10 protein-coding genes are annotated in these 12,977 nt (G+C 71.8%); 1 reads left to right on the top strand and 9 read right to left on the bottom strand.

Features of this window, described 5'->3' with window-relative positions; genetic code table 11:
- Positions 1 to 51 precede the first annotated feature (51 nt).
- The 9 genes from BSZ37_RS02490 to BSZ37_RS02450 all read right to left on the bottom strand — a co-directional run bounded on the left by BSZ37_RS02490 (position 52) and on the right by BSZ37_RS02450 (position 11,713).
- Positions 52 to 1,080, bottom strand: coding sequence for a sugar kinase (locus BSZ37_RS02490; protein ID WP_095509024.1), 1,029 nt, complete (start codon positions 1,078 to 1,080; stop codon positions 52 to 54).
- 3 nt (positions 1,081 to 1,083) lie between these two features.
- A complete protein-coding gene (locus BSZ37_RS02485) occupies positions 1,084 to 1,749 on the bottom strand; it encodes a bifunctional 4-hydroxy-2-oxoglutarate aldolase/2-dehydro-3-deoxy-phosphogluconate aldolase (RefSeq protein WP_095509023.1) in 666 nt (221 codons plus the stop codon).
- 32 nt (positions 1,750 to 1,781) lie between these two features.
- Positions 1,782 to 3,215 carry a tagaturonate reductase gene (locus BSZ37_RS02480; RefSeq protein WP_095509022.1) on the bottom strand — a complete coding sequence of 478 codons (1,434 nt, stop codon included), beginning with the start codon at positions 3,213 to 3,215 and terminating at the stop codon, positions 1,782 to 1,784.
- Positions 3,216 to 3,282: 67 nt separating this feature from the next.
- Positions 3,283 to 4,296, bottom strand: coding sequence for a LacI family DNA-binding transcriptional regulator (locus BSZ37_RS02475; RefSeq protein ID WP_095509021.1), 1,014 nt, complete (start codon positions 4,294 to 4,296; stop codon positions 3,283 to 3,285).
- A 71-nt stretch (positions 4,297 to 4,367) separates the two neighbouring features.
- A complete protein-coding gene (locus BSZ37_RS02470) occupies positions 4,368 to 5,663 on the bottom strand; it encodes a TRAP transporter large permease (RefSeq protein WP_095509020.1) in 1,296 nt (431 codons plus the stop codon).
- Positions 5,663 to 6,346 carry a TRAP transporter small permease gene (locus BSZ37_RS02465; RefSeq protein WP_218830371.1) on the bottom strand — a complete coding sequence of 228 codons (684 nt, stop codon included), beginning with the start codon at positions 6,344 to 6,346 and terminating at the stop codon, positions 5,663 to 5,665. The genes BSZ37_RS02470 and BSZ37_RS02465 overlap by 1 nt, the downstream gene beginning before the upstream one ends.
- Positions 6,339 to 7,382, bottom strand: a complete 1,044-nt coding sequence (locus BSZ37_RS02460) for a TRAP transporter substrate-binding protein (protein WP_095509019.1) — start codon at positions 7,380 to 7,382, stop codon at positions 6,339 to 6,341. Before BSZ37_RS02460 ends, BSZ37_RS02465 begins: the two co-directional genes overlap by 8 nt.
- A 3-nt stretch (positions 7,383 to 7,385) precedes the next feature.
- On the bottom strand, positions 7,386 to 8,885 hold the full coding sequence (locus tag BSZ37_RS02455; protein WP_095509018.1) for a UxaA family hydrolase: 1,500 nt from the start codon (positions 8,883 to 8,885) through the stop codon (positions 7,386 to 7,388).
- A gap of 344 nt (positions 8,886 to 9,229) precedes the next feature.
- Complete coding sequence (locus BSZ37_RS02450; RefSeq protein WP_143537536.1) at positions 9,230 to 11,713, bottom strand: MGH1-like glycoside hydrolase domain-containing protein; 2,484 nt, start codon at positions 11,711 to 11,713, stop codon at positions 9,230 to 9,232.
- A 213-nt stretch (positions 11,714 to 11,926) separates the two neighbouring features.
- On the opposite strand from BSZ37_RS02450, the gene BSZ37_RS02445 reads away from it, so the two are divergent.
- Positions 11,927 to 12,943 carry a LacI family DNA-binding transcriptional regulator gene (locus BSZ37_RS02445; RefSeq protein ID WP_095509016.1) on the top strand — a complete coding sequence of 339 codons (1,017 nt, stop codon included), beginning with the start codon at positions 11,927 to 11,929 and terminating at the stop codon, positions 12,941 to 12,943.
- Positions 12,944 to 12,977 lie beyond the last annotated feature (34 nt).

Here is a 12,977-nt window from a genome sequence, read left to right as displayed (position 1 = left end):
TACTGTGTCAACGTGTGACGCGTTGAGGCATGGCGAGGGGGAGTGAGCGGACTAGCGCTGAACGCGCCCGGAGCCGTCGCCGGCCACGAGGGCGTCCACCTCGGCGCGGCTGACGAGGTTGAAGTCGCCCGGGATCGTCTGCTTGAGGCACGACGCGGCGACGGCGAACTCGAGCGCCTCGCGCGTGTCGCCCTTTTGCAAGAGCCCCGCGATGAGGCCCGACGCGAACGAGTCCCCCCCGCCGACCCGGTCGACGATCTGGATGTCGTACCGCGTCGAGCGGACGGGCTCGGCGCAGTCCTTGTCGTCGTGGAGGATCGCGCTCCAGCCGTTGTGGCTGGCCGAGAACGACTCGCGGAGCGTGATGGCGACGGCCTCGAAGTCGAATTCTCGCTTGAGCCGCTTCGCCAAGTCGACGTACCCCGCCTCGTCGAGCTCCGCGCCGTGGACGTCCGTCTCGCCAGCTGTCAGCCCGAGGCATTTGTCGGCGTCCTCCTCATTCGCGATGCAGACGTCGACGTGCTCCATGAGAGGGCGCATCGTGGCCTGGGCCTCCTCAGTCGTCCACAGCTTCTTGCGGAAGTTGAGGTCGCACGAGACGGTCGCGCCGGCGCCCTTGGCCGCCTTCGCCGCCGCGACGACGGTCTTCCGGGCCGTCTCGCCGAGGGCGGGCGTGATGCCCGTAAAGTGGAACCACCGGGCCCCCTCGAACACGGCGCCGAGGTCGAGCTCGTCGGGGGTCAGGGTCGTCACGGCCGCGTCGGTGCGGTCGTAGATGACTTTGCTCGGCCGCTGGCTCGCGCCGGTCTCGAGGAAGTAGATCCCCACGCGGTCGCCGCCGCGCACGATGAACCGGTCCGAGACCCCGAACCGCCGGAGGTGGTTGACGGCGGCCTGCCCGATCTCGTGGGCCGGCAGCTTGGAGACGAAGTAACTCTCGAATCCGTAGTTCGCGAGGGCCACGGCCACGTTGGCCTCGCCGCCGCCGTAGGTGGCGTCGAACGACTGGGCCTGGACGAACCGGGTGAAGCCCGGCGTCGAGAGCCGGAGCATGATCTCGCCGAGCGTGACGACTTTCATGAGTTAGCGCGAGGCGGTGGAGATGGAGGCCCGGCCCGCCTCGACCGACTGGCGGAGGGTCCGGGCCTTCTGGGTGAGCGTGGCCCAGTCGCCGTCGGCGATGGCCTGCTTGTCGAGGAGCGCGCTCCCCACGCCGACGGCCACGGCGCCGGCCCGGATCCAGTCGCCCGCGTTCGTGAGCGAGACCCCGCCGGTCGGCATCATCCGGAGGTGCGGCATGGGCGCGAGGACGGCCTTGAAGAACGTCGGCCCGAACACGTCGGCCGGGAACACCTTGACGACGTCAGCGCCGGCCTCCGTCGCCGTGAGGATCTCGGTCGGCGTGAAGCACCCCGGCATCACAGGCACGTCGAGGCGGTGGGCCTCGGCGACGATCTCGGGCTTGAACACGGGGCTGACGACGTAGCGGGCGCCGGCGTCGACGGCGCGGCGGGCGGTCTCGGCGTCGAGCACCGACCCCACGCCGACGGTCACGGCGTCGCCGAGCTCGCGGCCGGTCGCCTCGATGACGTCGAGCGCGTTCGGCGTCGTCATCGTGATCTCGATGGCGGTCACGCCGCCCTCGGCGATGGCCTCGGCGAGCCGCACGAGGCGGCCCGAGTCGGCCATGCGGACGACGGCGACGGCGCCGCTGGCGAGGACGGAGTCGAGGATCTCAGAACGGGTCATGCGGAAGCCCTTCCGTTCGGGCACAAAAAGGATCAGAGGCGGGCGGCGAGCGCGGCGCGGCAGCCGTCGCGTTCGATCGCGACGAGCGCGTCGGCGACGGACTCCGGCACGCCCTCGACCGTGTCGAGGTCCCAGCGGCCCAGCGCGACGACCGTGAATGCCCGGAGCTCGTCGGTGTCGGCCAGATCAACGTCCGCCCAGCGTCGCTCCCAGTCGCCCGCGGCGTCGTCGGCCGACAGGCCGTCAGCGCCGTCGGGGCGGACGGCGGCGAGCAGGGCGGCCACGCCGAAGCACAGGAGCGGCGGCGCCTCGCCGTGCGTCTCGACGTACTCGCGGATCGACGGGGCCACGCGGACGCCCAGCTTGGCCGTCTGCTGGAACGTGATGTCGCGGAGGGCATGGGCTACGAACGGGTTCGCGAACCGGTCGATCACGGCGTGTGCGAACGTCTCGGCCATCGTCGGGTCGATCCGGAGGCTCGGCACGATCTCGTCCAGGATCGCGCGGCGGACGAACGTGCCCACGGTCTCGTCGTCGAGCGCCTCGGAGACCGTGTCGAGCCCGCAGAGGATCGCCGCCGGGACGGTCGCGGTGTGCCCGCCGTTGAGAATGCGGACCTTCCGCTCGCGGTATGGCGTGAGGTCGTCCGCGACCACGACGCCGTCGAGGCCGACGAGGGGGAGGCGGTCGGCGAGCGCGTCGTCGCCCTCGATGGCCCAGAGCCGGTACGGCTCGGTGACCGTCAGGAGGTCGTCGGTGTAGCCGAGCCGCTCGAACAGGGCGTCGGCGTCGTCCGGGTTGCCCGGCACGATCCGGTCGACGAGCGTGTTGCAGAACGTGACCTCGCGGTCGAGCCAGTCGCGGAAGGCGTCGCCTAGCTCCCACCGCTCGGCGTGCGCCTCGACGATCTCACGGAGCCGGTCGCCGTTCCCCTCGATGAGCTCGCACGGGAGGACGACGAGTCCCCCGCCGTCGTAGCCGTGGGCCTCGGCGCGGGCCGCGAGCGCGGCGGCCAGTTTGCCTGGGAATGACCGCGGCGGGTCGAGATCCGGTCGGTCGTCCGGGTCGTCGGTGATGCCGATCTCGGTCGTGTTGGAGACGACCAGCCGGAGCTCCGGCGAGCGGGCGAGGGCGAGGACGGCGTCCCAGTCGGCGGAGGCCGCGAGGGCGCGCGAGACCGACGTGACGAGGTGCGTCTCGTCGACCGGCTCGCCGTCGCGGAGGCCGCGGACGCAGAGCGTGTAGAGGCCGTCCTGGGCGCCGAGCGCCGCGGCCCGGCCGCTGCCCGTCGAGCCCACCATCACCACGCGCCCGTCGAAGGCGCCGGACGCGTTGGCCTCGGCCACGAACGGGTCGGCGAAGCCGCGGAGGAAGGCGCCCGTGCCGAACTGGAGCACGCGCTCGGGACGGGCGGGCTCAGCCTCGGCGAGCGAGGCGTCGAGGCGGGGCAGGGCGTCGATCTCCATGGGCTTTACCGGTAAAGTCAAGATAGGGACTCTCGCCGGAAGCGCAACCGGGAACGTCCTGAAGGCCCTACGCCGGGGTCGTGCTCGTGATGAGGTCGACCTCCAGGACCTCGTGAGGCTCGGCCCCGATGGCGAGGAGGCCGCCCCCCTCGACTTGGTCGAGGAGCAGGCCGAGCGCCCGCCGCCCGATCTCACCCGTCGGCTGACGGACGATGGCGTCGGCGATCCGGAGGTGGACGCTGCTGGCGTCGTCGCCGAACGAGGCGAGCGTGACGTCGCTCGCCAGGCCCGCCTCGGCGAGTACGCCGTAGACCCCGAGGCCGACGGGCTGCGTCACCGTGAAGATGGCCGACGGCGGGTCCCCGCGATCCAACAACTCGCGCATCGCCCGCGCGCCGAACCGCTCGTCGAACCCGCCGCTCACGATGAGGGCCTCGCGGACGGGCAGCTCGTGGGCCCGGAGCGCGTCCTCGTAGCCGGCCCGCCGGTCGCGCCCGATGGCGACCTCCGGCGTCCCGGCCACGTGGACGATCTCGTCGTGGCCCAGCCCGATGAGGTGCTCGACGGCCCGCCGCGCCCCCGCCCGGTCGTCGACGGTCACGCTCCCGAACCCGAGCCCCTCGATCTGGCGGTCGAAGAACACGAGCGGGACACCCATCTGGCGGACGCGGTCGTAGATCTCGAGGTCCGGCGCCTCCTTCGACACCGACACCAGGAGCCCGTCGACGCGCATCGACAGGAGCCGCTCGATGTGCTGGCGCTCGAGGCCGGCCCGCTCGCTCGACACCGCCAGGACGATCCCGTAGCCCCGCGCCGTCGCCTCCTCCTGGACCGCCTCGATGACCGACGAGAAGAACGTGTGGGCGATCTTCGGGACGACGACCCCGAGCGTGTGCGAGCGCTGCGACGAGAGCGACCGGGCGAGGAGGTTCGGGGTGTAGCCCATCTCCGCGGCCGTCCGCTTGACCAGTTCGCGCGTCTCCTCCGAGATGTCGCCGTGGTCGCGGAGCGCCTTCGACACGCTCACCTTGGTCAGCCCGAGGCGGTCGGCGATGTCGATGAGGCGGACTTTTTGTGGCATTGGGCCTCGCGGCCGGGGGAGAATGAGAAGGTACGGGCGCGTGCCCTGGCGCCTCCGGGGCGGAGGGGCGTCTAGTACCCGAAGAGGCGGGGGAGCCAGAGGCTCAGCGCCGGCACGAACGTGATGAGGACGAGCGCGATCACCATCGCCAGGAACATGGGCAGGAGCGGCCGGATGACCCGTTCGATGGTCGTCCCCGCCACGCCGACGCCGACGAACAGGATCGTCCCCACGGGCGGCGTGCACAGCCCGATGCAGAGGTTCAGGACCATGATGATCCCGAAGTGGACCGGGTCGATCCCGAGGTCGATGGCGATCGGGAGGAAGATGGGCGTGAAGATCAGGACGGCCGGCGTCATGTCCATGAACGTCCCGACGACCAGCAGCACGAGGTTGATCAGGAGCAGGATCGCGACCGGGCTGTCGGTGAGGGCCAGCAGCGACGCCGTGACCGTCTGCGGGATGTTCGTGTAGGCCATGACCCACGACATCGCGAGGCTCGTCGCGATGAGAAGCATGACGACGGCCGTCGTCGAGGCCGAGTCCAGCAGCACCTTCGGGAGGTCGGAGACCTTGAGCTCGCGGTAGACGAAGGCCAGGATCAGGGCGTAGAGCACGGCGACCGCGGCCGCCTCGGTGGCGGTGAAGATGCCCCCCACGATCCCGCCCATCACGACGACGAGCAGGAACAGGCTCGGGATCGCGTCGACGAACAGCCGCGCGAGTTCGCCGAGGCCGGTCCGGTCGGAGCGGGGGTAGCCGCGCCGGACCGCGATGACGCCCGCCACGAGCATGATCAGCGCGCCCACCACGATGCCGGGGATGTAGCCGGCCAGGAACAGCGACGCGATCGACACGCCGCCCGAGGCGAGCGAGTAGATGATGAGGATGTTCGACGGCGGGATGATGAGCCCCGTCGTCGACGACGTGATGTTGACGGCCGCGGCGTAGTCGGGGTCGTACCCCTCGCGCTTCATGACCGGCCCCATCGTCCCGCCGACGGCGGTCGCGGCGGCCACGGCGCTCCCGGAGATCGCCCCGAAGAGCATGGCCGCCAAGACGTTGACGTGCGCCAGCCCGCCCGGCAGCCGCCCGATCATGCCCTGCGCGAGCGCGATGAGCCGCCGCGCGATGCCGCCGCGGTTCATGAGTTGGCCGGCGAGCACGAAGAACGGGATCGCCAGGAGCGTGAAGCTGTCGAGCCCCGTCGCCATCTGCTGCGCCACCGTCGTCACGGCCGGGCCCGGGAGCACGCTCAGGGTCAGGGCCGCGGCCGACGCGATCCCGATGCAGTACGCGACCGGGACGCCGAGCAGGAGCAGGGTGGCGAAGGTGCCGCCGAGGACGGCGACGTCGAGCCATTCCATCAGCGGGGGGGGCTGGGCCCGCCGTCGGCGGGCGCGGGCGGCGGCGGGCCGCCGGGGTGGGTGAGGTCGGGCTCGTCCGGCGACACCCGGGCCGTGTCGGCGGTCTCGACGTAGGCCTCGGCCGTCGTCTCGAGGAGGACCGGGAGCGTCGGCGGGAGACCGCGGAGCCGGCGGACCCGCTCGACGATGAACACGGTGAAGTAGAACACGATGAGCGCGCCGCTGGCGGGCAGCGCGAGGTACACGACCCCGAGCGGGAGCCCCAGCGCCGCCGACGTCTGCCCGAGCAGGAACGACAGCGACACGAGCCGGACGCCGCCCACCACCATCACCCCCAGCGCGAACAGCCCCACGACCGCGCCGACGAAGATCCCGTGCCAGTGGACGGCCCGCCCCGTCAGCCGCGTCCGCAGCAGGTCGATGGCGAGGTGGGCCCGCTTCCCGCTCGCGTAGGCCGCGCCGAACAGGCCGACCCACACCAGGAGATAGCGCGCGAGCTCGTCCGTGAACGCGCTCGGGTCCGAGAGGACGAACCGCGTGAACACCTGCCACAGCACGTTGACCACGGCCACGCCCATCAGGATCACCAGGAACCACCCCAGCGCCCAGTCGACGGCCGACTTCACGCGGTACAGCGGGTGATCCCGCGACGCGGGCGGGAGGACGGTCGGGTCGCTACGCATCGGCGGCGGTGCGGGTCGAGTCGGCGGCGGCGGGCGCCTGCGTGGTGCGGATGGCGTCGAGGAGCCGGGCGATCTGGGGGTCCTGCGCGTACTGCGTCATCATGCCCTGCACGGCCGCGGCGAACGGCGCCTTGTCGACGTCCGTGACGACCTCGACCCCCTCCGCCTCGACGGCTTCGAGGGCCTCCTCGGTCGCCTCGCGCCACAGCCGCTTCTGGACCTCGGCCGAGGCGTCAGAGGCTTCTTGGAGCCACCCGCGCTCCTGCGGCGAGAGCCGGTCCCACAGCGTCGTCCCGACGACGAGGACGTCGGGCACGGCCGTGTGCTCGTTGAGCACGTAGTACCGCGCGACCTCGTAGTGGCGCGACAGGTAGAAGCTCGGCGGGTTGTTCTCGGCCCCGTCCACGACGCCCTGCTGGAGCGACGTGTAGAGCTCGCCCCACGAGATCGGCGTCGGGCTCCCGCCCAGGGACCGGACCATGTCCATCGCTGTCGCGCTCTCCTGCACCCGGATCTTCTGGCCCATCAGGTCCGACGGCTCGAGCACCGGCGTGTCGACCGTGTAGAAGCTCCGGCTGCCGGCGTCGTAGAAGGCGAGGCCGCGGAGCCGGTACGGCTCGGGCGCCTCCAGGAGCTCGTCTCCGACGGCCCCCTCCAGGACGGCGAACCGGTGGGCGTCGTCGCGGAAGACGAACGGGAGGCTGAGCACCCGGAACTCGGGCGCGAAGTTCTCCAGCACGCTCGACGACACCTTGGTCATGCCGAGCGAGCCGATCTGGAGCAGCTCCAGCATCACGCGCTCCGACCCGAGCTGCTGGCTCGGGTAGATGTCGATCCGCATGGTCCCGCTCGAGAGCGAGTCGAGGGTGGCGGCCATGGCCTCCATCCCGAGGTGGACCGGGTGCTCCGTGTCGAGCGCGTGGCCGAGGCGGATGACCCGGACGTCGCTCTCCTCCGCACAGCCGGCCAGCGCGACGGCTAGCACGAGCGAGAAGCGCTTCCAAACGGAGGCGAGCCGGAGTCGGGGTCGCGTCATGGGCTAGAGCGTCACGCCGTCCTTCCAGATGGCGATCTCGCGGTAGTCGTTCTCCTCGTTGCGCGCGCGGCGCTCGCCACTGGCCGTCTGGCGGATCGTGTCGAAGAGGTCGTCGGTGAGCTGGTCCATCGAGGCGGAGCCGTCCAGGAGCCGTCCGGCATCGAAGTCGATCCAGTGCGGCTTGCGCGCGGCGATGTCGGAGTTGGTCGAGACCTTGAGCGTGGGGACGGGGAAGCCGAGCGGCGTGCCGCGGCCCGTCGTGAACACGACGACCGTCGCGCCGGCCACGACCTCGGCCGTGACCGAGACGCCGTCGTTGCCGGGCGCGTAGATAAGGTTAAGGCCGGCCTCGACCGTCGGCTCGCCGTAGTCGAGGACGGCCGTGACCGTCGCCGTCCCGCCCTTCTGCGTGGCCCCGAGCGACTTCTCCTCGAGCGTCGTCAGCCCGCCGTCCTTGTTGCCCGGCGAGGGGTTCTCGTAGATCGGCTGGTCATGGTCGATGAAGTACTGCTTGAACCGGTTGATGAGGTCGACCGTCTGCTCGAACACCTCGCGGGTCGCCGCCCGGTTCATGATCTGCTGCTCGGCCCCGAACATCTCGGGCACCTCGGTCTGGAGGACCGTCCCGCCGAGCGCCGTCAGCCGGTCCGAGACGCGGCCGACGAGCGGGTTCGCCGTGATGCCCGAGAACGCGTCCGACCCCCCGCACTTGACGCCGAGCACGAGGTCGGAGACCGGGCACGCGGTCCGCTCGTCGGTCTCGACGATGCCGACCAACTCCTCCACCATCTCCAGCCCCTCCTCGACCTCGTCGCCGACGAGTTGCGATGTGAAATAGCGGATGCGCGAGCGGTCCACGTCGCCGGCCTGTTCGAGGAGCGCGTCGAGGCGGTTGTTCTCGCACCCGAGGCCGATGACGAGCACGCCGCCCGCGTTCGGGTGGCGGATGAGGCCAGCGAGCACGCGCTGCGTGTAGTCCAGGTCGTCGCCGAGCTGGCTGCAGCCGTACGGGTGCTGGAACGAGTGGACGCCGTCGACGCGGCCCTCGAAGCGGGCGTTCGCCGTCCGCGCGATTCGCTCGGCCGCACGGTTGACGCAGGCGACCGTGTTGATGACCCAGATCTCGTTCCGCGTCCCAACGCGGCCGTCGGGCCGGCGGTAGCCGAGGAACGTCGGCGCCGCGTCGGGGACGTCCGGCGCAGGGCGGTCTGTCGGCTCGTAGGCGTACTCGTGGAGGTCGCCGAGTGCCGTCCTCAGGTTGTGGGAGTGGACCCACGCGCCGGCCGCGACCGCCTCGGTGGTGTCGCCGAGTCGGGCCCCGTACTTGACCACGGGCGCGCCGGGGGCGAGGTCGCGGAGGGCGACCTTGTGCCCCTTCGGGACGTCGTCGCGGAGCGTGACCTCGACGGTGCCGACGGATACGGTCGTCCCCGCCGCGAGGGGCTCGACGGCGACGGCCACGTTGTCGTCGGGGTGGACTTGGAGGGCGCGGGGGGCGGCCATTGCACTTTACCGGTTACGTTGCCAAGATAGTACGCCCCGCCTCGTCGAATGCAAGCGCTTCCGAGTCGGGCCCTCGCTCGCGGCGTCCTCATCGCGCTGGCGGTCGTCGCTTCCGGTGGGGCCGCCCAACCCGGCCTCTCGGCCTACGGCCTCGTCGCCCGGGACGGGGCCGGCGACCACACGACGATCCAGGCGGCGGTCGACGCCCCGCGCGCCTTCCCGCTCCCGCTTCGAGAGGACCCCTTCGACGGGCGCGATTGGTACCTCTGGGCCGGCTCGCCCTGCCCCAGCACCGAGGCGGGCGGCCTGAGCTTCGCACCGGCCAATCCGGACTCCACGACGGGTCAGGGCGTGATCGTAACCGTCGCCTCGGCCCGCTCCAGTGTCCAGGCCAGCCGGACTGTCGTCGTCTCGCCCATCGTCGTCGTCGTGACGGACGCCGGAGGCACCGCGCGCCCGTCCACGCGCACCGTCGAGAGAGCCCTCGGCGAGACGATTTCCAGCGCGACCTCCTGCCCTACGACTCCGCGGATCTGAACGACCAGCCCGTCGGCCGAGCGCGACACGTCGTCCACCAGGGCCGTCGCCGAGGCGAGGTACGGCGCCTCGGGCACGCCGCGGACCAACTCGATGCGCGAGGCCGGACCGGTCAGCACCGCCGACGCCGTCTCGGCGCCGTTCACCACGATTCGTCGGAACGCCGTCCCGGTGCCCGACCACGACACCCGGGCCGTCCCGCCCTCCACCGCGAGGTCGTAGGCGACCGCCTCGAACCCCTCCGGCAGGAGGGGACTGAAAGACACGGTCCAAGGCGTCTCGCGCACCCCGGCGAGGTGGTACAGCACGTGGAGGAACCAGCCTCCCGCCCATAGGAACGTCGGCTTGTCGACGGCCCCGTAGGCGGCCGAGGTCGAGTCGGCGTTGCGGTACTCGTAGAAGGCGGGCTGGCCGTTCGGGCTGTCCTCCACCCCAGCGACGCTGAGGTAGCGCGTGAGCGCGTCGCGCGCCTCGTCCACCCGCCCGGCGGCGATCAGGCCGAGGGCGTACCACGCGTTCCCCTGCGGCCAGACGCCTCCGTTCATGTACCGCCCGGGTGTCCCGACCTCGCCTTCCTGGAACCGATAGACGTCGGTCAGGAGGTGGTAGTCCATCGGCATCGCGTTGCGCATGCCGACGTGCTCGTCCAGCAGCTCGCGGCGGGCCGTGTCGAGGAGCGTGTCGCGGCGGTCGGGGTCGAGCAGGTCGAACCACGCCGCCACCAGAGAGCCGGTGTAGTAGTGACGGTCCGTGCGCGTCGCGTCCAGGCCGTTGAGGAGGTAGCCCGCCTCGTCGTCCCAGAGGTCGTCCACGAGCGCGCGACGCATCTGGGCGGCCCGCCGAGCGTGGTCGGCGAGTGCCGCGTCGGCCCGGCCCAGCTCGAGGGTGAGGTACGCGTAGGCGTCGAGCGCGCGGATCGTGAGCGCCGTCAGGTAGGCGCGCGGACCGGGCACGTGGCCGATGTCCCACCAGTCCGGCCGCTCGGCGACCATCAGCCCGTCGCGCTCGTTGCCGAGCATCAGCGCCAGGCTCTTCTGGAGCGTCGGGTAGAGCGCGTCGACGGTCTCCGTATCGCCGCTGTGCTTGAGGTACGACGCCGACAGGATCACCGCCCAGAGGTGGTTCCAGTTGTCGGCGTTGGCGGACTCGACGACGTACGTGCTGTCCTTCCAGTAGCGTGCGTGCGGCAGCACCGAGTCGGCGCGGACGAGCGACTGGACGTACCGGAGGTCGTCGCGGACGCGGGCGGGGTCGAAGTGGACCGCCCCGAGGTCGGTCAGCAGGAGGTCGTGGGTAAAGAAGAAGTTGTACTCCGCCGGGCTCGGCATCGGCACCACCTGCCCATCGAGGTGGTGGCGGTCGGCGCGGAGGAGGGCGCGGGCCAGCCGGTCGGTTTCGCGGAGCGCCGGGTCCAGCCCGTCGAAGCGACCCTGATCCCGGACGTACCGCCGGATGCCGTCCTCGGTGGCCTCCACTGCATCCGCCCACGTCGCCACGGCCCGCCGCCGCACCGCGGCGCTCTCCCGCTGACGGCTCGTCCCGATGATCTGGGTGACGACGAGTGAGTCGCCCGGCGCGAGGTAGGCCGCGTACGTGAACGCCGCCGTCGCATCGGCCGGCCGGCCCGTCGCGTCCGGGGTTGCCCCCACGTTAGCGACGAACAGGGCCACGGAGTCCGTGTCGGCGGCGTCGAACGAGGCGAGGAAGGTCGCGCCGTCGTCCACGAACGCGGTCCGGTGGGGGGCTCGCGTCGCGTAAGTGTGCGAGGTCCGGAGCGTCGTCGTGAGGCGGGCATCGACCTCGAACGAGGCGCGGCGGCCGGTGCGGTTCACCAGCATCAGCTGCATCACCACGCCGGGCAGGTCGTCGGCGAACCGGTAGGCCAGCCGGCTGTCGTAGTCCGCCGTCCGCTCGTGGAACGTGACGGCGTACGGCGTCCAGCGGTAGGCCCAGGGCGTCGCCCCCAGCGAGTCCGCCCGGCCGTCGACGCGGACGACGAGCGTCAGCGGTCGGGAGTCGCCGCGGGTCCAGTAGTCGGTGCTCAGGTCGAGGCTGTTGGCGACTGGCGCGTAGAAGCTGATCCGGGCCGGGACCGGCCGGCTGTCGTGGAACTCGGCGCCCGCGTAGACCCCGCCCACCTCGACCTGCCCACGGCCCAGGCCGAACGCCACCGCGAGCGAGTCGGCCTGGAGCGTCTGCGCGTGAGTCGCGGGTCCCCACCAGAAGAGCAGCCCCAGGAAGCAGCTCGCAACGAGACCGGTGGAACGGGGCGACCAGGGGGCACCAGGCATGGCGGACAGGGGAAAGGGGGGACCGTCTGCGCGAAGACGACGCCGCCGGTCGAGCTCGCCATCGAGGCGGACAGAGAAAGGCCGGGAGGCGCTCCGGGCCGGTAGGGCTTCCATCATGCCGAATGCGGCCGGTCACGCACTCAGGCCCTTGCGCAAGGCGAAGGTAATCACTATCCTCGAAGCGCTTCGATCAAAGCGCTTCGACTCGCCCCCATGGCCGCTCGCCCCACCATCTCCGACGTCGCCGAGGCGTCCCACGTGTCGATCTCGACGGTCTCCCTCGTCATGAACGGGAAGGGGCCCGTCGCCGAGGCGACCCGCCAGCGCGTCCAGGCCGCGGCCGACCGCCTCGGCTACGCGCCGTCGCGCAGCGCGCGGGGGCTGGCGGCGCGGCGGACCGGCAACGTGGGGTTCGTCCTCCGGGAGGACCACTTCCGCCAGAGCGAGCCGTTCTACACCCGCGTCTTCCTCGGCGCCGAGTTCGAGGCGCGGCGGCGCGGGCTCTACGTCCTGCTCTCGACCGTGCCCGACCCGTACGTTCCCGGCGAGCACGCCCCGCGCTTTCTCACCGAGCACTCCGTCGACGGCGTCGTCGTCGCCGGCGGCGTCGATGGGGCCCTCATCGAGCAGCTCCGCGACCGAGCGATCCCCCACGTGCTCGCGGACTTCGCGTGGGACGACGCCCCGCAGGTCTCGATCGACAACCGGGGCGGGGCCTTCGCCGTGGCCGCGCACGTCGTCGAGCGCGGCCACCAACGGGTGGCCTTCCTCGGGGCCGACCCCACGCACCCCAGCCCCAACGCTCGCCGCGACGCGTTCGCCGAAGCGATGCGGGACGCCGGCCGTCCCATCCCGGATGGGCTCCTCGTCACGGACGACGGCCCCTCCGATCGCGCGACGGGCGCCCGGGCCGGCAGTGCGCTTCTCGACCGCGACCCCGCCGACCGGCCGACGGCCGTGTTCTGCGCCAACGATGCCCTCGCCCTCGGTCTCCTGGACGCCGCCCGGGACCGGGGACTCCGCGTGCCCGAAGACCTCGCCGTCGTCGGCTTCGACGACGTTGAGGGCGCAGCGCTCGCCTTCCCGCCCCTCACCACCGTCCACGTCCACAAGGAGCGGCTGGGCGAAGCGGCCCTCGGCGTGTTGGCCGAGGGCGTGGAGACGGCCGACGCCTCGATTCCCGACGCCACGCTCATTCCGACTCAGCTCGTCGTCCGCGAGTCCTCCTAGCGGGACCGCTCGCATGTTCTCGGCGCGTCCGCTC

This window comes from Rubrivirga marina, assembly GCF_002283365.1.
Classification (GTDB): Bacteria; Bacteroidota; Rhodothermia; order Rhodothermales; family Rubricoccaceae; genus Rubrivirga; species Rubrivirga marina.
The sequence above is the reverse complement of the archived record's forward strand: the minus strand, read 5'-3'. Positions and strand labels throughout refer to the sequence as shown.